The sequence below is a fragment of the Streptomyces sp. NPDC107654 genome (assembly GCF_055639035.1).
The window spans coordinates 1-22031 of record NZ_JBVKBI010000013.1 but is presented as its reverse complement, the minus strand read 5'-3'; the positions used below and the strand labels follow the sequence as shown (position 1 = coordinate 22031).

Below are 22031 nucleotides of genomic sequence, written 5' to 3'. Positions count from 1 at the left end.
CCTGGCAGTGGGCGACGAACCCACGGCCAGGAGCCGGCCCAGGGCTCACCTACCCATGCAGCCAGACCCGCAGCGGACCGACCGCCTCGAAGCCGTGGCGGACGGCGGCGGCCAGGTCCGCGCCGTGCTCGTAACCCACCACGGGCAGGGTCGGGAACAGCCGGTGCACCGCGTCCAGCACCACCGGCCAGGCCCGGTCAGCGCCTCCTTCCACCGCGAAGACGTTGGAGATTCCCACCACGTCGTCGCTGCGGCTCGCCACCGCCCCGACGGCCACCAGTCCGTCGGCGGACCGTCCGACGAGCACGGACGTGGCCGCGTCATCGAGCAGTTCGGGCCGGAAGAGGTCGGCGTTGCCGTCCCCGTCGTCCCAGGCAAGGGCCCAGGCCCGCAACGCGTCCCCGTCTCTGACCACGTCCCAGGCGAGATCCGGTGAGGCGGGCGGCGGGCCCGCGGGGCGGTGGATCCACTCCGCGTCGAAGAGCACCTTGAACCCGGCCGCCGTCAGATCGAGGTCGGCGAAGCTGTCCTTGACACAGGCACCGGCGGCAGCGGTGTCGATCCGGTCCGCCAACGCGCCGGCATCGGCCCCCGGGACCAGCGTCACCGCGTCGGGACAGTACAGCGGCGGCCGGGCCGGGACAGCCCAGGCCTCCGCTCCGAACTCCCCCGTCACGCCGTGCGACCGGCTCATCAACGCGCACCACTCGGCGTTGTTGCGGGCGGCGGCCCGGATCCGGTCCTGCTTCGTCGTCGTCACAAGTGCGCATCATCGCCGTCCCGTCCGGCTCCGTCGAACGATTTCCGCCGGCCACCAGCCCTTTCGATGCCCCGTCGGGTGAGGCTTCGAGGTGATCCCGGACGCCCGGCCCTGCTCGCGGCATGTGCCCCCACCCCCGCGTGACCACGGCAGCCTCGGTCGTGTCGCGCAGTGCTGGTGCCGCGGGTCTGTTCGTGTGCGCATCATGTTCCCTGTCGCCCCGAGAGCCAGGCCGAAGGAATAGCCCATGACCAGCGTCCCCGTCCCCTTCCAGGTGTACGAGGCGGGTACCTACCTGCACGGTACGAAGGCGGACCTGGTACCGGGAGATCTGTTGACCCCCGGCTACGCGTCCAACTACGAGGCGGGACGCACCTCCCGCCACGTCTACGTTTCGGAGACCCTGGATGCCGCCGCCTGGGGGGCCGAGCTCGCGGTCGGCGAAGGACCGGGGCGGATCTACGTAGTGGAGCCAACCGGTGATCTGGAGGACGACCCCAACGTCACCGACAAGAAGTTCCCCGGCAATCCCACCCGTTCCTATCGCACCCGCGAGCCGATACGCATCGTGTCGGAGCTCACGTCATGGGTCGGACACTCCCCCGAGCAGATCGAGGCCATGGTGAACGGGCTGGCCGATCTTCGCCGCCGTGGCAAGGCCACGATCCTGGACTGACGAGGGCCGCCGAGAGCACGGGAGCGCAAACCGACCGCCGGCCTCCTGCGATTCCGTCTGCCGTGTCCGCCCGAAATCGAGGACTGCCCCGGCACCGTGCCTGGCCCCTGACCACAACCGACAAGGAAGAGTGCCTCGGCCCTCACATGTGTCGCGTCACGGACCTGCGGTTCCTCACGGGCCATGACAGCGGGGCCATCGTCCTGGGAGCAGCATGGATCGCGCCCGATCCCCGCAACCACGGTCGCGGCATCCACCCGGACATGATCGGCTTCCGCGTAGACGTCCACCCGGTGGACGCCGCTGCCCGTGACGCCACCCGCGCCGTCCTCCGAGCGCATGCCCTCCCGCACCTCCGCGATTGGATCACGCAGGCGGCCACTGCCGACGAGACCTGGCGGTTGGCCCCGCACCAGCACTACCGGCGGCTCACCGACGGCCACCTCACAGACAGCGACGAAGCCTGAACACCGGCCTGACCTGTCGGTGGGCCGGCTGCCACGGCACCGACCCCATGCACTCTGCTGCCACAAGGGGCGGGGGGCCTCTCATGTGTGTGGGGGCGTCTCATGCGTGTGGGGCCCGACCGTACCCGGCCGGGCCCCACTGCTCTCTGGACGCGAGGCACGGGCCTCACGCTCAGGGCAAGCCTCACCTACCAGCGGTACCAACGCCCCCTGCGGCCACCGCTGCCCGCGGGGCGGACGACGAAGCCGAGCAGCCACACGACCAGCACGATGACCGCGACCCACCACAACGCCTTCAGTGCGAAACCCGCGCCGAAGAGGATCAGAGCCAGCAGAAGAACCAGAAGCAGGGGAACCATCGTTATCAACCTCCTGGCCACCGGATGCCCTTGACTCGGCCCTGCAAGCACACAAAGCCTGAGTTGCTTTCACAGGATGAGGGGCATGTGCGCCGTGCCTGGTCAGGAGTGCTCTCGCCCTGGTTTACCGGCGCCGTCAGCGGTCATGCGGACAGCCGGCACGGGACACCGGCAAGCGAGGAAGGGGAACAGCATGTCCGCCAGTGAGAAGCTTCGGGCCAAGGTCGAGCAGGCAGTCGGCAAGGCAGCCCGGGCAGCCGGCCGGGCCACCGGCAACGAGAAGCTGATCGCCAAGGGGCTCGCGGCGGAGGCCGTCGGCGACACGCGCGAGGCCAAGACGTCCGCTGTCGACACCGGCCGACCCTGATCGTCGCGGACACCGTAGAGGGGCCGGGTCCCGGGTACGCCGGGCCCGGCCCCTGGCCGCGTCCGCGTTCGCCCGCACGCTTGGTGGCAGTCCCGTCCGTGGGCGTCCGGCGGTGCGCGGTGCGTTCCCTTTCCACCTGCTGGGCTTCACCGCTGCGGGAAGGCCCCGGGGACCGGTCTGTCGGATCCCCGGCTCAGCGGAGCCGGTCGTAGACGAGAGCCAACGTCCCGTGCTCGCCCGCGGCCTGACTGACGAGCGTCCACGTGCCGGCGGGCAGGCCGTCCTCGAAGAGGCGCGGTCCGCCGCCGAGGAAGACCGGGAAGACGGTGAGGGCCAACCGGTCGATCTGGTCGGCTGCCAGCAGTGCTTTGACGACGCTCGCACTGGACAGGACGAGGACGTCACCGCCCTCGGTGGCCTTGAGGTCGGCGACGACTTCGGCGGTGGGCTTGTCGACGATCGTCGTCCGCTCCCAGGGTGCCTGGTCCAGAGTGGAGGACAGGACGACCTTGTCGGTGTCGACGAGCCACTTCGCGAAGGCCTCGTCACGCGGGTCGGCACCTTCCATGCCGATGACGGTGGGCCAGAAACCGAGGAAGCCCTCGGCGTTGACGCGGCCGAGAAGGGCCGTCGTCGCCGTCCGGTGAAGGCTCGTCAGGTGGTCGCGGGCGACGTCGGTCACGGCGTAGGGCATCACCCAGCTCATGTCCAACGGGTTGTCGGGGGCGGCGTAGTGGCCGTCGAGGGAGAGGGCCATGTTGGTGACGATGCGGCGACCGCCGCTCTGCCGGGTCATCCCGTGCTCCTTGTGTCGATGCTGCCGGTGTCGTGCGCGTGCTCGCGGAGAACGGCCGCGAGTGTGTCCAGGCTCTGGCCGAATCCGGTCTCGATACCGGCGACGAAGTCCGCGGAGCCGACGGTGCTGTCGGTGATGGACCAGTGGACGTCGAGGCCCGTGCCCGTCCCCGCGCTCCGCAGATCCATGCGGACGTGCGCGGTGAACGCGGGACGGCCGTCGGGAAGCAGTGGGAGCAGGCGGTAGGCGAGGTGCTCGCCGGGGCGCAGGTCGTCGACGACGCCCTGCGCGCGTCCGACGACCACGTCCGAGTCCTCGGCGTCCTCGGCATCGCGGTACGCCTGGACGATGCGTCCGCCGGGTCGTGCCTCGAAGACGAGTTCGCAGACGCGCAGGTCGTCGGGGGTCCACCAGCGGGCGAGCAGGGCGGGCTCGGTCAGATGGCGCCAGACCCGCCCGGGACTCCCCGGCAGCGAGCGGTGGAAGGTGAAGGAACGGCCGTCCGCCCACCCCGCTTCCTGGGCAGCGAGCCGCTCCGCGTCCAGGGCGAGCCCCTGACGGTCGTACGTCGCGCGCGTGCCGTTGCCCAGGTCCGCGGTGTCGGCGAGCCGGCCGAGTACGGCCGCCAACTCGCGCAGGGCTGCGGGCTGAAGGGCGTAGACACGACGCTGGCCGATGCGCTGGGAGGACACGAGGCCGGCGCGCTCAAGGGTCTGCAGATGCTTGGTCGTCTGCGGCTGGCGGGCCTGGGCCAGTTGAGCGAGAACACCGACCGGGCGGGGTCGTTCGGCCAGCAGGCTCACCAGCCGCCAGCGAGCCGGATCGGCCAGTGCGGCGAGGAGTGCGTCCATGCAGGCAGTATTCGCCACAGAGAATATTCGTGTCAATGAATATCTCCGGGCCGCGGGGCGATTTCTTTCGGCCGCCCGCGGAGTGACCAGCCCTGTCGGCCGGCAGCCGGAGGTCGACTCATCGGGAAGATCACCTCACCCCCGAACAGGCTTTCCCTGTGGAGCACGGATCACTACGGTGGTCCGGTGATGTCGATCAGGAAGTTCCAGGTCACCTTCGACTGCGCGGAGCCCGAGCGTCTCGCCCGCTTCTGGTGCGAGGTGTTGGGGTACGTCATAGCGCCACCGCCCGAGGGGTTTGCCACGTGGGACGACTTCAAGCGCTCGCAGCCGCCTGAGCAGCGGGACGCGTGGTGCGCCTGCGTCGACCCCTCGGGTGTGGGCCCCCGGCTGTACTTCCAGCGCGTCCCCGAAGGGAAGGCCGCCAAGAACCGGGTGCACCTCGACGTGCGGGTCGGCACCGGACTCGTGGGTGAGGAGCGCCTCGCCGCACTCGAGGCCGAGTGCGCACGGCTGGTCCCGCTCGGGGCGGTACATGTGCAGACGCTGTACGACGGCAATGACGCGTGCATCCCGATGCTGGACATCGAGGGCAACGAGTTCTGCATCGACTGAGGGAAGGTGTCGGCGCCTTGGCTGAGGACGTCTCCTGGCCCTTCGAGCGGGGTGATCGCGCTGTCACGGCCACGCCGACGGCGTGGAGCGCGTCGATGTGACCGACCACAAGGTGCCGCGCTGCCGTCGCGCGCGGTTCCTGCGCGGCCGAACTCCGTTCCATGTGGCATCGCCCGCCCCCTCCGCGCTCGGAACCGGCCTGGTAGCTGATCGCGTTCAGGCAGCGGCCGCCGGACCACACAGTCTCCCGCCAGGGCCCGTTGCGACCAACGCCTCGTCTCGCAGGCCGTCGTCATCGCGGCGGTCGTGACCAGCACCCGCACGAAACCCTAACCCGCCCATTCCTCCATTCCCCCGGCGTCCGCCCGCTCACGGCCCCAGGCGGCCAGCGGCTGGAGGGCGTCGTTGAGACGCTTGCCGTCCTCGGTCAGCGAGTACTCGACGCGGGGCGGCACCTCGTCGTAGGAGACGCGGTGCACGACGCCGTCCGCCTCCATCTCGCGAAGGTGGGAAGCCAACACCTTCTCGGTGATTCCCGGCAGCAGCCGGCGCAGTTCGCCGAAGCGGCGGCAAGGCTGTTGGTGGAGCGCCCAGAGAACCAGGACCTTCCACTTGCCGCCGATCACCTCCATCGCGGTGTCGATCCCGCAGACGTGTCCGTCCGGTGCGCCCGGTCGGTTCAGCGTCGTCATGTCCCCCACCCTTCCGACGTGCTCGCTCACCCCGGGGTAACCACCCACCACCAAGTGCGTACTTGATCAACTCCGGGCCTGCGACCAGCCTAATCGGCATGACACAGAACCCCGTTGAGAAGACTCCCGTCACGCTGCTCGGCCTCGGTGCGATGGGCACCGCGCTGGCCCGCGCCTGGCTCACCGGCGGCCATCCGGTCACCGTCTGGAACCGCAGCCCGGCCCGAGCCGCGTTGCTCGCCGCCGACGGCGTCAGGGTCGCGGACAGCGCCGCCGAGGCGGTCGCGGCGAACAGTCTGATCGTCACGTGCCTGTTGGACGACGCCTCGGTCGGTGAGGTGCTGGCCGGCACCGACCTGACCGGCAGGGACCTGGTCAACGTGACGACCAGCACCCCGGCCCAGGCCCGCGCCCGCGCCGAGTGGGCCCGCGAGCGCGGCGCCCGCTACCTGGACGGCGGGATCATGGCCGTACCCCCGATGATCGGTGTGCCGGAGGCCGGCGGCTACGTTTTCTACAGCGGCTCGCGGCAGCTGTTCGAACGGCACCGGGCGACGCTGGGCGTCCCGGCCGGCACCACCTACGTCGGCGAGGACGCGGGCTTCGCGGCCCTGCATGACGTGGCCCTGCTCAGCGCCATGTACGGCATGTTCGCCGGGGCCGCCCACGCCTTCGCCCTGATCCGCAGGGAGGACGTCGACCCCGCGTCGCTCGCCCCGCTGCTCGCCGACTGGCTCGTCGCGATGGCCCCGGCGGTACACCAGACCGCCGGCCAACTGCGGAGCGGCGACTACACCAAGGGCGTCGTCTCCAACCTCGCCATGCAGGTGGCCGGTGTCCCGACCTTTCTCGCCACCGCCGAACAGCAGGGCGTCAGCCCGGAACTGCTCGAACCCTACTTCGAGTTGATGAGCCGACGACTGGCCGAAGGCAGCGGCGAGGAGGATCTGACGGGCGTGATCGACCTGCTGGTCCGCGGCCAGGCGTCGACCGATCAGGGAGACAGGGCCTGACGGGCAGGGATGGGTCGCGCGGATCAGACGCCGCCCCATGTACGGCTGACGCCGCCGGACGCGCCCGGCGCAACCGTCTCCTCCCTCACCCCGGCCCGCCGTTGCTCAGTGTCCATCCGACCGGGCGCGTTGCTCCCGTGCGTATGCGTCCCAGTCGGCCGGTGGGTACGTCGCCTGCGGAGCGGCGAGGGCCACGTCGATCTCGATCGCGATGTCCTCGTGGAAGAAGCCGAGGTCTCGAATCAGCTCCATCGCTCGTACGGTGGCCTCACCGAGCGGACGGGACATGCGGTCCGCACCGGACGGGAAGGCCACCGGCCGCATCCGTGCCAGGCGGAGCGCGTGGTCGGCCCGCTGGTCCATGCCGAGGACGGAGAAGCCGGCAGCCAGGGCAACCTGCTTGAGCGCCCTCGCCATGGCCGTGGACAGGTCCCTGATTCCGGACAGCGTCTGCATGGGGCTGCCGGCGGTGCTGTCTCCGTACGGTGTCGGCCCGTACTGCTGCGCCAGTCGTTCCTGTTCGCCCTTCAGCAGGCCGTGTGCCTCTTCCAGCACACGGCCGACCCGCGCCAGCTCGGTCAGGTCAAGGGGCATCTCGTTTCCTTCCTGCCAACTGGCCCGACTCTACGAGTGATTGCGGCACGCGTGGAGGCAGTGACGCGGAGTTGACCTGATGCAGTGACGGTGGTTACCGCGCGCTTGCCGGCGCGGCGGGCCGGTTCACCAGGCCGGGCGGATCGGTCCCGGCGGTGCGAGGAGTGTCAGGTCGGCCACGAGTTCGCTGAAGCGTGCCTCGCCCAGTACGTCTCGCCACGGTGCGACGGCGGCCCGTGCCGCCTGGTCGGCGGCGCGCGTGGCGGCCCAGCCGGCCTCGGTCAGCTGCAGGAGGCGGGCACGGGCGTCGTGCGGGTGGGGATGCCGCTCCACGTACCCCTTTCGGACCAGCTCCTCGACCAGCTGGGCGGCGGCCTGCTTGGTCACCCCCAGGTGCTCGGCCAGGTCGGCCGTAGTGGCGCCGCCGGCCGAGATGCGGACGAAGGCGAAGCCGTGCGCGGGTCGCAGGTCCTCGAACCCCTGCCGGGACACGCTGGTGTGGATCTCCTGCACCAGCTGTCCGGAGAGTGCCAGCACGAGTGCGGAGAAAGCCAGGGCGTCGTCCATGGGGTTGACTATAACTCGTCAAGCAGCTTGTCTATCTAGACAAGTAACTTGTCTAGATAGGGGCTGAAGCATGTCGTTCATCCGCAGTGACGAGGCCGTCGTACACGAGATTCACGGTGGCCGTTTCGTTTCCTACGTCCGTCCGGCCACCGGTAGCCGGGACCTCGCCGCCTGGCGTGTCGAGATCCCGGCCGCGATGGTGGGACCGACCCACACGATCAGCGACGAGGAGACCTTCTACGTCCTCTCCGGTCGCCTTCGGCTCACCATCGACGGCGAGAGCGCCGAACTCCGCGCAGGTGACGCGGCAGTGGCGCCCGCAGGCTCCGGACTGGCGGTAGCCAACACCACCGACCAGCCCGCCCACATGTGGGTCACCACCCGTGTCGGACTCACCGCCGAACTGGCTGACGGCAGCACCCTCACCCCGCCCTGGGCTCACTAGTGTCCGGGTGACCGCGCAGGTTCGGCGGACGGGGTCAGGAGGCGGCCCTCCGTCGGCCGCCTCGTGCCCGGTCCCCGTACACCTCGCCGGCGTTCGGGCGTACGGCCGGGCGGTGACGGGCGGCGGGGCCCTCTGCGAAGGCGCGCAGGGCGTTCTCCGTCGTGCGGGTGACGAAGTCGCGGGTGCGGGCATCCATCCCGTGGTGGCGGCCGCCGTCGGGGGTGCCGACCATGAGGGCCTCCACCCAGCGCATGGTGCCGGTGGCGAACACACCTGCACCGCTGGGAGTCGTGTAGTAGGCCGAGTCGCTGTGGCTGTGACACCCGTCGCACACGAGAGGAGAGTGGGCGGTGATCTCCAGCGGCTCGGGGACGGGTGACGTGGGGGTGACCCGGTCGTATTCGACGCCGACCAGGTGGTCGAAGCCGTCGCCGGGGCGTACGCCCGTTCCTTCGTACAGCCAGTGGTGCGCCGCGTGGACGACGTACGGCGCGTCCGTCGGGTAACCCTCGTAGAGCACTCCGGTGAGTGACGACTCGGGGTCCGGCGCCGGGGCCTGGCGGAAGTCGGTGGTCACCAGGGCGGGTTGGGCGGTGTAGAAGGGGTCCGCCCGGACGGAGGACTTGTAGCAGACCACCGTACGGTCCGGTCGCGTCCCACCCGGCTCGAGGCGGACCCGGCGGAAGCAGGTGTTGGCGCCGAGGAAGAGTACGTTGGTGCCGGCGTCCCGGGCCTGTGTGACGTGCCGGCGCTGCTCCGGGGTCCAGTACTCGTCGTGCCCCAGGCAGACGACCGCGGCCGCGCCGTGCAGGATCTCGGGGTCGCGGTGCACATCCGTCCCGGTGGTGTAGGCGAGGGGTATGCCGAGCCGTTCCGCCAGGACCACCGCCGCCCGTTCGTACACCATGAACTTCTCCGCGCCGTCGGCGTCGTAGGGCCGGTCGAAGCTGACGGCCAGGGAGCGGGCGGCGTACGCGCCGGAGGAACCGGCGTAGAGGCTGTAGCCACCCCACCGGTTGTAGGCCTGCCAGGTGGACGGCGCGTGCATGAGGACCGTTCGGCCCGCACCCTGCGTGGAGCGCACGATCAGTGGGACGTAGCGCTGGTGGCCGCTGTCCGCCTCCAGCCGCAGCAGATACACGCCTTCGGGCCAGCCGGCCGTGCCGAGGGTGAGCGTGCGCGGCCAGTCCGCGCGCACGGTGCGGGTCCCCGGCAGGAAGCGGGCTTCCGGTTGGACGCGGCCGCGTATGCGCTCCGACGACCACACGAGCCGGGCCTGGGCCCCGCCGTACCAGCCGACGCGGAAGGCCGAGACCCGGAAGGAGGACGCGGTCGTCGAGACGTGCAGGCCGCACTCCTCGCCGGGTTTCACGCTCACCCGGTCCGCGTAACCGACGATGGCCGCGGCGGGCCCGCGGGACGTGATACGCCATTCGGGTGTCCCCGGCCGGTCCCGTTCCGCGTCGGGTGGGTGGGAGACGGCCGCCCGGTGCTGCTCGCGTGGAGGGGTGACCGCGTCGCATGCCGCGGCGGTCACCGAGGCGAGCCCAAGGCCGGCGCAGGCCCCGAGGAACCGCCTGCGGCCCGGCTGCCGTACGGGTGCCGTCCCGTTTTCCGGCCGTCCCTGCCGGGGAGGACCCATCCCCATGACACCTCCCGTGCTCGCGGGTCGTGCGCCGCCTGCTCTCCGGGCCAAGGTGACACAGCGACGCGGACCGCGCGTCCCGCTCTCGGCCGCCGGGGGCGCGCGGGCCGCAGCACCGGCAACACCGCCCACGACCGTGGACCTCCGTCAAGGTGGAGCGGCTCGGCGTCACCGCCCGGCCCCCACCGGCCCCGGCGCCGGAGCATTCAGGGCACGCTCATCGGCGACCGGCGAACCGACCGCCACCGCTACTCACACGCCGCCCGAACTGTGCCTCACCGCTCCAGCGTCACGGAGCCGGGCCATGGCCGCTCGGCCATGCTCTTGGCAACAGGTCAGTAAGCCGTCGCTTCGGCTCGTAGTCCTTCAGCTCGTGGTCCTGGGCCGGTTCCTCCCAGTCAATGCTGCGCAGCGCACTCCCGGGAGGGCGGAACATCACCTTCGGAGAGAGGTCAGTCGCCGGGGGTACGGCGGTGGGCGTTGAGCAGACGGGTCCGGTCGGCGGCGTGGAGGTGGCGGACCGCTTCGCGCAGGGTGACGCCGGAGATGCGGTCGACGCGGCTCTCCACCCATGCCGTCACGAAGCGATGGTCGCGGCGGGCGGTCTCACGCAGTACCCAGCCGATGGCTTTGCGAAGGAAGAATTCGCTCTCGTCCAGCATGGCGTCGGCGTATCGGCTCAACCGCTCCAGGTCGGCGGCGTCGGCGCGGATGCCGGGGAGCAGGGCCAGGAGGGCTGAGCGGCGGAGCCAGAAGTCTCGGTCGCCGGCCCAGCGGTCGAGGACGGTTCCGGCCGCTTCCCCGTGCCGGAGGGTGAGGGCACCGGCGCCGTGGATGGCGAGGGTGTCCACCAGGGCCCAGGTGCGGGCGCCCCGCAGCATCGCTTCCACCGTCACGAGGTCGGCGGGGTCGAGGAGGGCTGTGTGGCGGGTGAGGAGGAGAACGGCTGCCTGCCGGTGTTCGTAGACGTTGCCGGTCCAGAGCAGATCGGTCAGGGTCAGGAGGTCCGACCGGGTGAGCGAAGGCAGGCTTCGGCTCGTGGTGTTGACGGCGCGGCGCAGGTCGGGGATGGGGACACCGAGGTGAACGAGGTCGCTGTGGAGGTAGTCACGGTCCCAGGCGGCGCGCTGGGCGGTGCCGATGCGGGCGAGCTGCCCGGTGAGCCGCTCGGCCGCCTCGGCGAGCCGTGGGTCGGGGAGGCTCACGCGGCGGTTTCCAGGATGCGCTTGAGGGTGGCGAGTTCGGTGTCGACCAGGGCGACCTGCTCGTCGAAGAAGGCATCGGTGAAGGCCGGCGGCTGGAAGAAGGTCATCATGAACTCGGATCCGGTGCCGTTGGCCACGACGCGGGCGGGGACCTGCCAGGACGCCTGCTCCTCTACGTAGTCGTGGTCGAGGATGCCCAGTTCGGCGTCGCCGCGGATGCGGAGCCGGGCGGGGCCGTGCGGGGTGGTCATCAGCCACCAGTCCGGCTCGTCGGTGGGCTCGATGGCCTTGACGTTGACGATCGCCCAGGCGGGCCAGTTGGACGCGTCGGCGAGGAAGGCGAAGACGTCGGCCGCGGGGCGCTCGATGGTGACGGTCTTGGTGACCGAGCGCGCGGTGGCGGGGGTGGTGCTCACGGTGGTGCCTTTCAGGGGGTGGGTGGTGCGGGGGGCTCCGGGTGGGCTTCCCCGACGAGGTGGCGTATCCAGGACTCCAACTGGCGGCGCCGATCCGGTTCCATGGCGGCGAAGAAGTAGGCGTCGTTGCGGTCGGCGATCTCCGCCAGCTTGGGGGCCAGGTCGCGGCCGGCCTCGGTGAGTGTCAGTCGCACGGTGCGACGGGAGGCAGGGTCCGGTTCCCGGGCCGCCAGCCCCTTGGCGGCCAGGCGGTCGACCAGGCGGGAGACCGCGCCGGCATCGATGCCCATGTACCGGGCCACCTCACGGGTGGTGGTGGCGTCGCCCCGGTACAGGGTGATCAGGACCGCCCACTGGGAGACGGTCACGTCGTGTTCGGCGAGTTCCCGTTCGAAGCGGCCGTGGACTTCGTCGGAGAGCCGGCGAAGCCAGTAGCCGAGGTGGTCGCGCAGGCCGCTGGTGGAAGATGTCACCCCTCCAGAGTGAGTGTCGCGACAACTGTTGTCAAGACATCAATCATGCTCGTCGTTCAGGTTGGCCGCGTAGGTGCCGCAGCCGGTCGCCAACCGGCTCGACTGCCCGAAGCTGCGGCGGCCGTAGATGATCACCCTCGTACCCGGTGGCCCCATGCGACTGCGGCATGGCCATGCCACGTGGTGAGTCGCTCGCCATGAGCGACGCGCTGCGGGACCGTAGCGAGCAGTACTACACCGCCTGGTGTTCACCGACGCCGAAGACCACGGCCCCCTGCGGCTGTTCGTGCGAAGGGGACCAGGAACTGCGCTCGACATCGTCCGGGTGTGTGCCCGGCAGCGGGAACTCGGTGTGCCGGAGGCCTTTCGAGTGGCCGGCCGAGGCGGTTCCGACACTGCGTGCCCGGATCGAGCGTGGTGCACTGCCTGGCCGCCGGCAGCCTGCACGCCGACGACTGCCCCTCCGCGCCAGCCGCCGCGCTGACCCGACCAACGGACACGGACCACCTGATCCTGCCCGCGAACCTGCCCGCCCCCCGAGGACGACGGCGCCGCCGACCACCTGCCCGGGACAATGATCATCGCGGGCCTCGAAGCCCGCGGTCAGGCCGACGACGCCGCGGTCGCCGCAGCGGTCCGTGCCCCAGCCCGTACGCCCGCACGGCCCTGACCCCGGCCACAGCAGCGACCTCCGGCGCCGGTCATATCGGCCGCTCTGACTCAGCTTGAGCCGCCGTGGAGACGACGGGTGAGGCCGATTCCGCGCGGGCCGGTGAGGTCGGTCGGTTCGCCGCTTGGCGGCATCGGCGCCGAAGCCGCTGCGCCGCACGGGCGGGCGCCCGGTGACGTCAGCTGCCCCCGATGCCCAGTGCGGTCAACAGCACCAGGAGGAGGGTGGCCACGGCGAACAGGCCGTGGGCCACCACGACCGGCACCGGGAAGTGCCGTTCGGCGGGGACGGTCGCCTCGGCCCCCTGGCCCGCGGCGGCGGGCGCGGCGGCCCCGGGCGTGGTGCGGTCGCGGTAGACGGGGATCCAGCGGGCGAGCATGACGAAGCCCAGCAGGGCGACCGGCAGCAGCAGACCGAACGAGGTCCAGGCCAGGGCGTCCTTGTCGGCGACGAGGTAGATGATCCACACCACCAGGCCGATCGCGGCCAGGGCGAAGTGGCCGAAGAGGACGGGGGCGGGAAGGCGGCTGGTACCGGTTTGCTGCTGGCGGATACCGCCGCGTTGGATCCGGGTGCCGAGCATGTAGAAGCCACCGAGTGCGGTGACCACCCAGGTGATCAGTGCGGCGATGTCCATGGGGACCTCCGAGGGGGACGGGTGAGGCAGCCGGAGGGCACCGGCCGCCGTGGTGGACGTGCGCGGTACGGACGGTTCACCCGGTCGAGCGGGTGCCGTTCCGGTTGTGGCTGTGCGTGTATCCCTCGGCCTGGGTGGACTCGTCGGCGACGCGCACGCCGTAGCGGTAGGCCAGCTTGCCGCCCAGGTAGCCCGAGACGCCCAGGGCGGCCACGCTGACCGCGGACAGGACCAGCCGGCCCGTGCCGACGCTTCCGCCGTCGGCGTGATCGCCGTAGCGCCAGAGGAAGTTGACCACGTAGGCGGCTGTCGCCAGCAGGTTCAGCGTCATGTGGATTAGGCCGGTACGGAAGGCCGGGGTCCCGGACGGGATCGCGAACAGGTCGAGGAACCCGACCGTGGCCGCCAGCAGGGCGCCGATCACGCCGACGGCGATCAGCCACTCCGAGGACTGGGTCAGAAAGCCGGGGCGGTGGGCGACGTGCGAGGCGATGTCGAACACCAGGCTCGTCACCCAGGCACCGATCGGCACGGTCACCAGGATCGGGTGGAACGGGTGGCCGTACGGACCGGCGAGCGCGGCGCTGACCGGACGCTTGGCCTGAAGCTGTGACTCACCGGCCATCGCGAACCTCCACTGGTTTCACCAACAAATCCTGGTCTTATTGCCAGGGGCCGTCAAGTGGTGCAGGACAGCGGGGCCGGAAGAACACTTGTGCCCACGCGGGTGGGGGTTACCGTGGTCCTGTGGCTTCTGATCCGACCGCCCAGACCGACCGGGCCGACCGCACCCCTGCCTCCGACCACGCCATCGACTCCGTCAGCGTCCTGAGCGAGGGCTCGCGGCGGCAGATGTTCGCCTTCATCCGGCGGGCCGGCCGTGCCGTCACCCGGGACGAAGCTGCCGCCAGCGTCGGCATATCGCGCAAACTGGCCGCCTTCCACCTCGACAAACTCGTCGACGCCGGCCTGCTGCGCGCGCGGTACGGGAGGCCCGGCGGGGTCCGCACGGTCGGCAGACAGCCCAAGGTGTACGAACCCACCGACGCCCAGATCACCGTGAGCATCCCCGACAGGCGCCACGAACTCCTGGCCGACCTCCTCCTGGACGCCGTCCTGACCGAGGGCGCCGACGAAAGCGTCGCCCAAGCGGCGATGCGGACCGCCGGCCAACGCGGCAGGCAACTGGGCGAGGCCGCACGTGAGGAGACCCGCCCCGGCCGCCTCGGTCCCGAGCGCGGGCTGACCACCTGTGAGCAGCTGCTGGACCGGTACGGCTACGAACCGGTCCGGGAAACCCCCACCCGGCTGCGGCTGCGCAACTGCCCCTTCCACCCGCAGGCCGCCAAGGCCCCCGACCTGGTGTGCGGCATGAACCAGGCGTTCCTCTCGGGCTACTTGCAGGGCTTGCAGGTCAACGGGGTCCAGGCCGTCCTGGCCCCCGAGCCCGGAGAGTGCTGCGTACGCCTCGGTCCGTCCACCCTCGATGACGACGGCGGGACACCCGACGCCCTCGATGATGACGACGGAACACCCGACATCCTCGATGACGACGACGAGACACCCGAAGAGCGCTGACCCTCCTGGAGCACGTCTCATCGTCGCGGGTTCCACGACGTCTTCCACTTCGGCGGCAACCCCCGAGGGGGCGGTCGGCGGTGGCGTCACCGGTATGGGGACGAGACGGCGGGTGACGGATATGGACGATCTTCGCGTCGGTGACCTGCGGACGGGAGCCGACGGGGACACCCACACCACCTGACTGGCCGACACATCTGGCGAGGCGTCAGGTTGCGGAGCTGACGGACTGTCGGTTGCCTCGTGAGCGGAACACAGGAGAGGCGCCGCGCACAGGCCGGACGCTGTCCCGTTGGAGGACTCGCATGCGTTACACACTCATGGGTGCAGGTATCGGCCTGGCTCTAGGCGCCCTCGGACTCCAGATCCCGGCCGCTGCCGCCGCTGACGACTCGGACGTCAGCATCGAACCGTGGAACGCCTCCCCGGGCTCCACGGTCACGGTTAGTACGAGCGCCTGCGACCCCGACGCGGACTACGGCAAGGGCTGGTCCGAGGTGGCGGGAGAGTTCCACCTCTTCGAAGGCGATGAGGAGGGCGTACTCACCGGCCAGTTCCAGGTCCCGGAGGGCACCAGGCCGGGCAGCGACACGGTCACCCTGAAGTGTCCGCCGCTGACCAAGGTGACGGAGACGTACCGGGTCACCGGCCGCCCTCCGAACGGCTCGGTCAACGCCGGCTTCGGACCGGCGGAGGACACGGGGACGGGGCTCGCCCTGGGCGCCGGGCTGCTCCTCACGGCCGCCGCCGGGGGTGCGGTCTGGATGTTCCGCCGCCCGAACGCCGACCGGGCCTGACCGTCCGCCACCGGCCACCTGCCGCCCAACACCAGCTGCCGAAAGCCAAGGCTCCACCGCGATGGCACCCAGACACCGCGCCAGCGTCTCTCGCGAGCGGTTCATCCCCGCAGGGCTCCTTCTGGCCTGCGCCATGACGGCGGCTGCGGCGCTGCTCATCGGTGGGGGTCCCGAGGAGCCGCCGCGGCCATCGGCGGCCGCAGCCCTGTCGACTTCCGCGGACGCCACCCGCTCCCCGGTCCGTCCCGTGCCCCCCGCGGATCCGGTGCGCCTCCGGATCGCGGCCATCGGTGTGGACGCCCCGATGACGCGGGTGGGTCTCGATGCGGCAGGAACCCTACGGGCCCCACCAGCCGGCGACCCCGGCGTCGTCGGCTGGTACGGCGACGGCACCGTTCCCGGCGCGGCGGGAACCGCCATCGCCACCGGACACGTGGACACACCCATCGGCGACCCCGGTGTCTTCTTCGACCTCGGCGCCCTCTCCAAGGGCGACAACATCGAGGTCAGCCGCGTGGACCGGAGGACAGCGGTGTTCACCGTCCGCGCCGTCGAGCTGTACGACCGTGAGGAGTTCCCCAGCGAGAAGGTCTACGGCAGTTCCGGCCGGCCGGAACTCCGGTTGATCACGTGCGGTGGTGGTTACACCCAGGGCACCGGCTACCTGGGCAACGTCGTGGTCTTCGCGACGCTGACCGCGGTGACGTAGCCGACCCGGACGGGTCACTGTGCCGCGCCGACCCGCGGATGCGCACCATATGCCGTACGCCGCCCCGCGTGTTCAGCGTACGCGCAGGGGGCATGCGGCGTCCGCCGAAGGCGGGCCTGCCCGGTCGACAAGCGGCGTCGGCGAATTCACTGCCCCTGGGCCCACCGGCACTGTCGAAAATCCTTCGGTTCTGCCGCCTGGATGTCGGTTTTCCCGGCTCGGCGTGCTCTGGCTGGCCCTCCGGGCGGAAACGGCCGGAAAGTGGCCGACGTGTCGGCGACCGCCGCCACCTGAACGGAGGATGTGTGAACGTCGGAACAACGGCGAGCGGACCACGGCAGAGTCCTGAAGCCACGCTCGTCATGGCCTGCGTCGGGGTGTTCGTCGCCTATCTGCCGGTCACCAGCGTCTCGGTGAGTCTTCCCGCGATCCAGCAGGCCCTGCATGCGTCGACATCGCAGCTCTCGTGGATCTCCGACGCGTTCGTCCTGCCCATGGCCGCCCTCATCCTGACCGCCGGTGTCTTCGGCGACGTACACGGCCGCAAGAAGGTCTTCCAGGCGGGCCTGGTGTTCGCCGCCGCGGGAGCCGCCGTCGCGCTGAGCGCGCACTCGGTCCAAGTGCTGTGGGCCGGGCAGGCGCTCGCCGGGCTGGGCGCTGCCGCGCTGCTGCCCACGACGCTTGCGCTGATCAGCCACGCGGTGCCCGACCCGCACCAGCGCGCCAAGTTCGTCGGCCTGTGGGCCGCCGCCCTGATGACGGCACTGGCCGCCGGCCCCCTGATCGCCGGCGTGATCCTCGATCATGCGGCCTGGCGCTGGATATACCTGCCGACCATACCGGTGGCCGTCCTCACCCTGGCGGTCGCGGCGCCGCTGGTGGCCGACTCCCGGGCCCCCGGGTCGCGCCGGCTCGACTGGCCCGGCCAGCTCACCGCCGCGTCGGCGATCACCGCGCTCGTCTACGGCGTGATCGAGGGCGGCGCCGACAGCTTCTCCGAGCCCCGCGTGATCGTCGCCCTGGCGCTGGCCGCCGTCAGTGCCCTCGCCTTCCTGCTGGCCGAGCGACGCAGTGCCGGCCCGATGCTGGAGCTGGCGCTCTTCCGCAGCCCGGCGTTCACCGCCACCACACTGATCGCGATGATCACCTTCCTGGGGCTGATCGGCTTCTTCTTCGTCCTCAGCCTGTACTTCGGCATGGTGCAGCGGCTCGACACCCTCCACGCGGGGTACCGGTTGCTGGCGGTGACGGCGGTGTGTCTGATCACCGGGGTCGTGGCGGGGCCGTTGATGCGCCGGGTGTCGGCTCGCCTCCTGATCACGACCGGTCTGCTGCTCACCGCCGGCGCATTGATCTCCCTGACCGCGCTCGACGCACACACCCCGGCCGGCGCGCTGACCTGGCGCCTCGTCCTGCTCGGTCTCGGCCTGGGACTGGTCGTCACTCCGATGACCGCCACCGCCGTCGCCGCCGTCCCCCATCACCTGGCCGGTATGGCGGCGGCGGGCAACAACGCCTTCCGGCAGGTCGGCGGCGCGCTCGGCCCGGCCGTCCTGGGTGTGCTCCTGACCAGCAGGACCACCGACGCCCTGCCCGGCCATCTCGCCGACGCGGGCGTGGACGGCGCGACGGCCCACCGGATCACCGCGGCCGTGGACGCCGGCGGGCTGGGGGCGGTCGCCCGGATGGACCTGGGAGCGGAGACGGGCCGCGCTCTGGGCGCCCTCTCGTCTGCGTTCCTCGACGGCCTCCGGCTGTGCCTGATCGTGGCCTCCGCTCTCGCGCTGCTCGCCGCGGTCGTCGGGGTGGTGCTGCTGCGCGCCCCTCGGGCCTCGGTCTCGGCCCAAGATGCGGGATCAGCGCCTGTACCCACGCCTGAACCGGTTCCGGCCCACGCAGCCGGTGCGGCTGAGGCCGCCGGTGCCGGTGTAGCCGGTGACGGCGCAGCAGGTGCGCGTCCGGAGCCGGCCTCACCTGTTCCCGGGCAGCGCGGTTCCGGGGTGGTTGTCACCGGCCGAGTCCGTGACGCCGTCGGGAACGGCATGGCCGGTGCCACCCTCGCCCTCGTCTCACCGGCCGGGCGCCAGGTCGGCCGGACCCTGGCCCACAGCGAGGGCCGCTACGAGCTGACCGCCCCGGCCTCAGGGCCGTACGTCCTGATCGCGGCGGCGGACGGCCCTCGACCGCGGGTGACCACTGTCGAGCTGGACCAGCGGCCGCTGGTGCACGACCTGGTTCTGGCGGGCGGCGACAACGTCGCCGGAACCGTGGTGTCGGCGGGTGACGAGGTGGCAGTGGAGGGTGCCCTGGTCACGGTCACCGACGTACGCGGCGAGGTGCTGGCCGGCGGTGTGACCGACGCCGCCGGTCGGTTCGACCTGGGTGGGCTGCGGGTGGGCGATGTCACCCTCACGGCGAACGCCCCGGGGTTCCGGCCCGGCGCCCTCCCCGTGCGGGTCTCCGGTCCGGGGGCCACCGCGCTGAAGGTGCCGCTGTGGTCGGGTGCGCGGCTGCGGGGCGTCGTACGGGCCGGTGCGGACCGCGAGAGCCTGGCCGATGCCCGGGTCACGCTGGTGGACGCGGCCGGCAACGTCGTCGGTGTCACGACCACCGGCTCCGACGGCGCCTACGCATTCTCCGGGTGAGCCAGTTCCAGGTGGACGCCGTCCAGCCCCCGGCCGTCCACGGTGACCGTCACCGCGACGGGCGGATACCCGGCAGCGACCACCTGGTAGTTCGCCGCGTCGAGGTCGGCGAAGCTGAAGCGGCGGCACGACCGCCGACCGCTCGCACACGTACCGGTTCCGGTGACACTGGGGCATACAGCAGCCGGATCCGGTGCGGGGCGCCGTCCGTGGGGACGGGAGCGCGCCCCCCTGGGGTCCGGGTCCGGGGCTCTCCCGGACCCGGACCCATCCGGTGCCCGACGGTTCCCGTCCGACAGCGCCGCCGCCGCAGCGGCCGCGGGTGTGCACTGCCTTGCGGAGCCGGATCATTGTGCCTGGCTCCCGAGCCAGGAAGAGCAGCAGGACGAGTGACGAGAAGAGCAAGAAGAGCAGGAGGAGTCCGGTGCAGTCCCAGGCTCTCGATCCACTCGATCTCAAGCTGCTGCAGGCGCTGCAGCTCGACGGTCGTGCGCCGTTCAACCGGATCGCGGACGTGCTGGGTGTCTCCGACCAGACCGTCGCCCGTCGTTTCCGGCGGCTGTGCAGCACCGTCCACCTGCGGGTGCTGGGCATCACCGACGAAAGCCGGCTCGGACGCAGCACCTGGCTCCTGCGCCTGCGGTGCACTCCGGACGCCGCCGAACAACTGGCGAACGCCCTCGCCCGGCGCCCGGACACCTCCTACGTCAGCGTGATCTCGGGTGGTACCGAAGTGATGTGCGCGATGAAGCCGCGCACCCGGCAGGCACGGGACGAGCTCCTGCTGGGCCGCCTCCAGCGCACACCTCGTGTCACCTCGGTCAGCGCCCACTGCCTGCTGCACCACTTCTACGGCGGGCCGCACGGCTGGCTCAACAAGATCAACGCTCTCAGCCCCGACGAACAGGCCGCCCTCAGCCCGCCGCCCGTGGATCCGGCCGCCTCCCCCGTACTCCTGGAAGAGGCCGACGAGGCACTGCTCGCCGCCCTGAGCCGCGACGGGCGGGCCTCCCTGACCGAACTGCAGGCAAGCACCGGCCTGTCGGAGTCCGCGGTCAGACGGCGCCTGGACAGCCTGCTCTCGACCGGGGTCCTCTACCTGGACGTGCAGTTCGACCACGAGCTCCTCGGCAACGAGGTCGTCGCCATGCTCTGGCTCACCGTCGCCCCGGCCGCACTCGCCGACGTGGGCCGTGCCCTCGCCTCGCACCCCGAGGTGCGCTTCGCGGCGGCCACCACGGGCCAGGCGAACGTCGTCGCCGCCACGCTGCATCCCGGCACCGCCGACCTGTACACCTACCTCAGCGACAGGATCGGCGCGCTGGAGGGAGTCCGCTCCGTGGAGACGGCCCTCACTCTGCGAGAGGTCAAGCAGCTCGCTTACGAGCCCGGCCGCTGAACCGACACCTCGCCCGCCGGGAGCCGGCACCCGCCCTCGCGGGCGACCTGGTCCGCTCCTGCGGTCCGGTGGCGAGGCTCTTCGAGGGGCATTGTGAGTGGTGTGGGAATCGCAGCAGCGTACGGGCGGGGTGGCGAGAAGGTGCGCGTGAGCACGAGCGGTGCCCTCGTACCGGGTCGTCCGGGCCCCGCGGCGGACGCCACTCCCCCATGACCGTGCGAAACCGCACGGGCGACCGCACGACTGCCCCCTCACCTCGTCGCCTCACCCCTCGGCCGAACAGGAAGGACCGGTCCATGACCGCTGCCCGACGTGCCACGTCCGACGACGCCGACGGCATCACCCGCCTGCGATCGGAGCTGATCCTCTCCGAACCGCTCGACTCGGCCTGGCTCGGCCTCTGCCGGGACCAGTTGGCCGAACGCCTTCAGCCCGGCGGCGACGCCCGCGCCTACGTTGTCGACGTGCCCGGCGCGGGGCTCGTGGCCTGTGCCCTGGCCCTGGTCGGCCCCGTGCTGCCCGCTCCCCGTTACCCGAAGGGGCTGGCCGCACGCGTCCAGGCGGTGGCCACCCGGCCCGGGTACCGGCGCCTCGGGTACGCCAAGGCCGCCCTGACGGCACTCCTGGGCGATCTGGAGCAAGAAGGCGTCACACTCTTCGAGTTGCACGCCAGTGACGAGTCCAGGCCCCTGTACGAGAGCCTCGGTTTCTCCAGCGATCGCGCGCTCATGCGCAGGACCGCGGTGCCGTCCTCCTCCGGTGAGCGCCCCACGCGTGCCGCGTCCGACGGTGGCTGGGACACGGTCCGGCAGCTGGCCGACGCGTTCAGCCGGCTCGACACCGAGAACGGGCTCCAGCCGGAGGAGCAGTGGACCCTGCAAGTGCTCAAGCTCGCCGAGGAGGTGGGAGAGGCCGCGCAGGCCGTCATCGGTGCCCGGGGCACCAATCCCCGTAAGGGACACAGCCATTCCTGGGCGGACGTCGAGGACGAGGTCGCCGACGCCGTCATCACCGGCATGGTCACCCTGGCGCGGCTGCGGCCTGACGCACGTGAACACCTCACCGCCGTACTGGCCCGCAAATCCGCGAACTTCCTCCGGCCGGACGGTACACCGCGCCGGCCCCCGGCAGCCGACCACGGTGAGCGGGTCCGAGCGCCCCGGCTCCCGGACGAAGGGCTGGGTCCGGTCGGAACCGGTGGTCCCCAGGGGCCGCCCGACGCGTCGTGTGACTGTTGAGCCAACCCGAGTGCGGAGCCCTGCGGACGCGACGTTGCTCCGTCCCGGGGGTACCCATGGCCGGAAGCGACGGTCTCGTGGCCACCGGGCTCCTCGCGGAGGACCGGCGCCCAGGAGCCGAGTTCCTCGCCTGGTCGGACGTCCACGGACTCGCCGCCCGGCTGATCGACAGCCCCCTCCGCGGCCTGCACCCGTCCCAGGCCCACGAGGCAGGCCAACACGTCATCGACATGATCGAACGTGGTATCCGACACCGTCGGGCGCGGCGGCAGCCCTTGACGCCCTCGGCCCGTCGGACGGGCTCTAGGTGTGTTGTCCCGGAACGTTGGTGACACGCGTGCTGGGTGCTTGAACAGGTGAGGGCCTTCTGGGTTCGGTGTGGATTGCGACATCTACCGCCGACCGCCAGGAGGCCCT

General features: G+C 71.3%; 25 protein-coding genes. 12 read left to right on the top strand and 13 right to left on the bottom strand.

All coding sequences use genetic code 11. From position 1 onward, the window contains the following. Positions 1 to 49: 49 nt before the first annotated feature. Positions 50 to 760 (bottom strand): hypothetical protein, encoded by a 711-nt coding sequence (locus ACZ7N4_RS22915; RefSeq protein WP_471360584.1) that lies wholly within the window; start codon positions 758 to 760, stop codon positions 50 to 52. Positions 761 to 1007: 247 nt separating this feature from the next. On the opposite strand from ACZ7N4_RS22915, the gene arr reads away from it, so the two are divergent. Further along, the gene (gene arr, locus ACZ7N4_RS22910) at positions 1008 to 1436 is read left to right on the top strand and encodes an NAD(+)--rifampin ADP-ribosyltransferase (protein WP_471360581.1); all 429 of its coding nucleotides are present in this window, start codon (positions 1008 to 1010) and stop codon (positions 1434 to 1436) included. Positions 1437 to 1582: 146 nt separating this feature from the next. After that, a complete protein-coding gene (locus tag ACZ7N4_RS22905) occupies positions 1583 to 1903 on the top strand; it encodes a hypothetical protein (protein WP_471360579.1) in 321 nt (106 codons plus the stop codon). Positions 1904 to 2091: 188 nt separating this feature from the next. Here ACZ7N4_RS22905 and ACZ7N4_RS22900 read toward each other — a convergent pair whose 3' ends face one another. Beyond that, entirely contained in the window at positions 2092 to 2262 is a 171-nt protein-coding gene (locus ACZ7N4_RS22900) for a hydrophobic protein (protein WP_471360577.1), read from the bottom strand. Positions 2263 to 2455: 193 nt separating this feature from the next. On the opposite strand from ACZ7N4_RS22900, the gene ACZ7N4_RS22895 reads away from it, so the two are divergent. Further along, positions 2456 to 2629, top strand: a complete 174-nt coding sequence (locus ACZ7N4_RS22895; protein ID WP_471360575.1) for a CsbD family protein — start codon at positions 2456 to 2458, stop codon at positions 2627 to 2629. A gap of 193 nt (positions 2630 to 2822) precedes the next feature. Here ACZ7N4_RS22895 and ACZ7N4_RS22890 read toward each other — a convergent pair whose 3' ends face one another. Continuing rightward, positions 2823 to 3425: a dihydrofolate reductase family protein gene (locus ACZ7N4_RS22890; protein WP_471360573.1), complete on the bottom strand. Its 603-nt coding sequence runs from the start codon at positions 3423 to 3425 to the stop codon at positions 2823 to 2825. Further along, positions 3422 to 4276: a metalloregulator ArsR/SmtB family transcription factor gene (locus ACZ7N4_RS22885; protein WP_471360570.1), complete on the bottom strand. Its 855-nt coding sequence runs from the start codon at positions 4274 to 4276 to the stop codon at positions 3422 to 3424. Before ACZ7N4_RS22885 ends, ACZ7N4_RS22890 begins: the two co-directional genes overlap by 4 nt. Before the next feature lie 186 nt (positions 4277 to 4462). Here ACZ7N4_RS22885 and ACZ7N4_RS22880 point away from each other — a divergent pair, with 186 nt between their 5' ends. Continuing rightward, positions 4463 to 4891, top strand: a complete 429-nt coding sequence (locus ACZ7N4_RS22880) for a VOC family protein (RefSeq protein WP_471360568.1) — start codon at positions 4463 to 4465, stop codon at positions 4889 to 4891. Positions 4892 to 5220: 329 nt separating this feature from the next. Here the strand turns inward: ACZ7N4_RS22880 and ACZ7N4_RS22875 are convergent, their stop codons facing one another. After that, complete coding sequence (locus ACZ7N4_RS22875; RefSeq protein ID WP_471360565.1) at positions 5221 to 5583, bottom strand: winged helix-turn-helix transcriptional regulator; 363 nt, start codon at positions 5581 to 5583, stop codon at positions 5221 to 5223. 98 nt (positions 5584 to 5681) lie between these two features. On the opposite strand from ACZ7N4_RS22875, the gene ACZ7N4_RS22870 reads away from it, so the two are divergent. Further along, on the top strand, positions 5682 to 6596 hold the full coding sequence (locus tag ACZ7N4_RS22870) for an NAD(P)-dependent oxidoreductase (RefSeq protein ID WP_471360562.1): 915 nt from the start codon (positions 5682 to 5684) through the stop codon (positions 6594 to 6596). Between the two features lie 105 nt (positions 6597 to 6701). Here ACZ7N4_RS22870 and ACZ7N4_RS22865 read toward each other — a convergent pair whose 3' ends face one another. Together ACZ7N4_RS22865 and ACZ7N4_RS22860 are read right to left on the bottom strand one after the other, a co-directional pair. Beyond that, positions 6702 to 7190, bottom strand: a complete 489-nt coding sequence (locus ACZ7N4_RS22865) for a hypothetical protein (RefSeq protein ID WP_471360559.1) — start codon at positions 7188 to 7190, stop codon at positions 6702 to 6704. Between the two features lie 126 nt (positions 7191 to 7316). Beyond that, a complete protein-coding gene (locus ACZ7N4_RS22860; RefSeq protein ID WP_471360556.1) occupies positions 7317 to 7757 on the bottom strand; it encodes a MarR family winged helix-turn-helix transcriptional regulator in 441 nt (146 codons plus the stop codon). 70 nt (positions 7758 to 7827) lie between these two features. Here ACZ7N4_RS22860 and ACZ7N4_RS22855 point away from each other — a divergent pair, with 70 nt between their 5' ends. Then, the gene (locus ACZ7N4_RS22855; protein ID WP_471360553.1) at positions 7828 to 8202 is read left to right on the top strand and encodes a cupin domain-containing protein; all 375 of its coding nucleotides are present in this window, start codon (positions 7828 to 7830) and stop codon (positions 8200 to 8202) included. A gap of 34 nt (positions 8203 to 8236) precedes the next feature. On the opposite strand, the gene ACZ7N4_RS22850 is transcribed toward ACZ7N4_RS22855, so the two are convergent. From ACZ7N4_RS22850 to ACZ7N4_RS22825, 6 genes are all read right to left on the bottom strand, one after another. Then, a complete protein-coding gene (locus ACZ7N4_RS22850) occupies positions 8237 to 9850 on the bottom strand; it encodes a N,N-dimethylformamidase beta subunit family domain-containing protein (RefSeq protein WP_471360550.1) in 1614 nt (537 codons plus the stop codon). 449 nt (positions 9851 to 10299) lie between these two features. Then, on the bottom strand, positions 10300 to 11052 hold the full coding sequence (locus ACZ7N4_RS22845) for a DNA alkylation repair protein (RefSeq protein WP_471360547.1): 753 nt from the start codon (positions 11050 to 11052) through the stop codon (positions 10300 to 10302). Continuing rightward, complete coding sequence (locus tag ACZ7N4_RS22840; protein ID WP_471360545.1) at positions 11049 to 11468, bottom strand: hypothetical protein; 420 nt, start codon at positions 11466 to 11468, stop codon at positions 11049 to 11051. The genes ACZ7N4_RS22845 and ACZ7N4_RS22840 overlap by 4 nt, the downstream gene beginning before the upstream one ends. An 11-nt stretch (positions 11469 to 11479) precedes the next feature. Beyond that, positions 11480 to 11941 (bottom strand): MarR family winged helix-turn-helix transcriptional regulator, encoded by a 462-nt coding sequence (locus ACZ7N4_RS22835; protein WP_471360543.1) that lies wholly within the window; start codon positions 11939 to 11941, stop codon positions 11480 to 11482. An 848-nt stretch (positions 11942 to 12789) separates the two neighbouring features. Beyond that, positions 12790 to 13248, bottom strand: a complete 459-nt coding sequence (locus ACZ7N4_RS22830) for a hypothetical protein (protein ID WP_471360540.1) — start codon at positions 13246 to 13248, stop codon at positions 12790 to 12792. Positions 13249 to 13324: 76 nt separating this feature from the next. After that, positions 13325 to 13873, bottom strand: a complete 549-nt coding sequence (locus tag ACZ7N4_RS22825; RefSeq protein ID WP_471360537.1) for a DUF2231 domain-containing protein — start codon at positions 13871 to 13873, stop codon at positions 13325 to 13327. Positions 13874 to 13995: 122 nt separating this feature from the next. On the opposite strand from ACZ7N4_RS22825, the gene ACZ7N4_RS22820 reads away from it, so the two are divergent. The 6 genes from ACZ7N4_RS22820 (at position 13996) to ACZ7N4_RS22795 (ending at position 21614) form a co-directional block, all read left to right on the top strand. Further along, entirely contained in the window at positions 13996 to 14826 is an 831-nt protein-coding gene (locus ACZ7N4_RS22820; RefSeq protein WP_471360535.1) for a helix-turn-helix transcriptional regulator, read from the top strand. A gap of 305 nt (positions 14827 to 15131) precedes the next feature. Continuing rightward, the gene (locus ACZ7N4_RS22815; RefSeq protein ID WP_471360532.1) at positions 15132 to 15623 is read left to right on the top strand and encodes a sortase; all 492 of its coding nucleotides are present in this window, start codon (positions 15132 to 15134) and stop codon (positions 15621 to 15623) included. A 61-nt stretch (positions 15624 to 15684) separates the two neighbouring features. Then, a complete protein-coding gene (locus ACZ7N4_RS22810; protein WP_471360529.1) occupies positions 15685 to 16332 on the top strand; it encodes a class F sortase in 648 nt (215 codons plus the stop codon). 305 nt (positions 16333 to 16637) lie between these two features. Continuing rightward, positions 16638 to 18977: an MFS transporter gene (locus ACZ7N4_RS22805; RefSeq protein ID WP_471360525.1), complete on the top strand. Its 2340-nt coding sequence runs from the start codon at positions 16638 to 16640 to the stop codon at positions 18975 to 18977. A 424-nt stretch (positions 18978 to 19401) separates the two neighbouring features. Then, entirely contained in the window at positions 19402 to 20376 is a 975-nt protein-coding gene (locus tag ACZ7N4_RS22800; RefSeq protein ID WP_471360522.1) for an Lrp/AsnC family transcriptional regulator, read from the top strand. A gap of 296 nt (positions 20377 to 20672) precedes the next feature. Next, on the top strand, positions 20673 to 21614 hold the full coding sequence (locus tag ACZ7N4_RS22795; RefSeq protein WP_471360519.1) for a GNAT family N-acetyltransferase: 942 nt from the start codon (positions 20673 to 20675) through the stop codon (positions 21612 to 21614). Positions 21615 to 22031: the final 417 nt, after the last annotated feature.

Coding starts and splice junctions, on each gene's coding strand:
- ACZ7N4_RS22875 (WP_471360565.1), bottom strand. CDS start 5,583: ATGACGACGCTGAACCGACCGGGCGCACCGGACGGACACGTCTGCGGG.
- ACZ7N4_RS22905 (WP_471360579.1), top strand. CDS start 1,583: ATGTGTCGCGTCACGGACCTGCGGTTCCTCACGGGCCATGACAGCGGG.
- ACZ7N4_RS22825 (WP_471360537.1), bottom strand. CDS start 13,873: ATGGCCGGTGAGTCACAGCTTCAGGCCAAGCGTCCGGTCAGCGCCGCG.
- ACZ7N4_RS22850 (WP_471360550.1), bottom strand. CDS start 9,850: ATGGGGATGGGTCCTCCCCGGCAGGGACGGCCGGAAAACGGGACGGCA.
- ACZ7N4_RS22865 (WP_471360559.1), bottom strand. CDS start 7,190: ATGCCCCTTGACCTGACCGAGCTGGCGCGGGTCGGCCGTGTGCTGGAA.
- ACZ7N4_RS22860 (WP_471360556.1), bottom strand. CDS start 7,757: ATGGACGACGCCCTGGCTTTCTCCGCACTCGTGCTGGCACTCTCCGGA.
- ACZ7N4_RS22885 (WP_471360570.1), bottom strand. CDS start 4,276: ATGGACGCACTCCTCGCCGCACTGGCCGATCCGGCTCGCTGGCGGCTG.
- ACZ7N4_RS22830 (WP_471360540.1), bottom strand. CDS start 13,248: ATGGACATCGCCGCACTGATCACCTGGGTGGTCACCGCACTCGGTGGC.
- arr (WP_471360581.1), top strand. CDS start 1,008: ATGACCAGCGTCCCCGTCCCCTTCCAGGTGTACGAGGCGGGTACCTAC.
- ACZ7N4_RS22815 (WP_471360532.1), top strand. CDS start 15,132: ATGCGTTACACACTCATGGGTGCAGGTATCGGCCTGGCTCTAGGCGCC.
- ACZ7N4_RS22895 (WP_471360575.1), top strand. CDS start 2,456: ATGTCCGCCAGTGAGAAGCTTCGGGCCAAGGTCGAGCAGGCAGTCGGC.
- ACZ7N4_RS22870 (WP_471360562.1), top strand. CDS start 5,682: ATGACACAGAACCCCGTTGAGAAGACTCCCGTCACGCTGCTCGGCCTC.
- ACZ7N4_RS22795 (WP_471360519.1), top strand. CDS start 20,673: ATGACCGCTGCCCGACGTGCCACGTCCGACGACGCCGACGGCATCACC.
- ACZ7N4_RS22855 (WP_471360553.1), top strand. CDS start 7,828: ATGTCGTTCATCCGCAGTGACGAGGCCGTCGTACACGAGATTCACGGT.
- ACZ7N4_RS22890 (WP_471360573.1), bottom strand. CDS start 3,425: ATGACCCGGCAGAGCGGCGGTCGCCGCATCGTCACCAACATGGCCCTC.
- ACZ7N4_RS22900 (WP_471360577.1), bottom strand. CDS start 2,262: ATGGTTCCCCTGCTTCTGGTTCTTCTGCTGGCTCTGATCCTCTTCGGC.
- ACZ7N4_RS22810 (WP_471360529.1), top strand. CDS start 15,685: ATGGCACCCAGACACCGCGCCAGCGTCTCTCGCGAGCGGTTCATCCCC.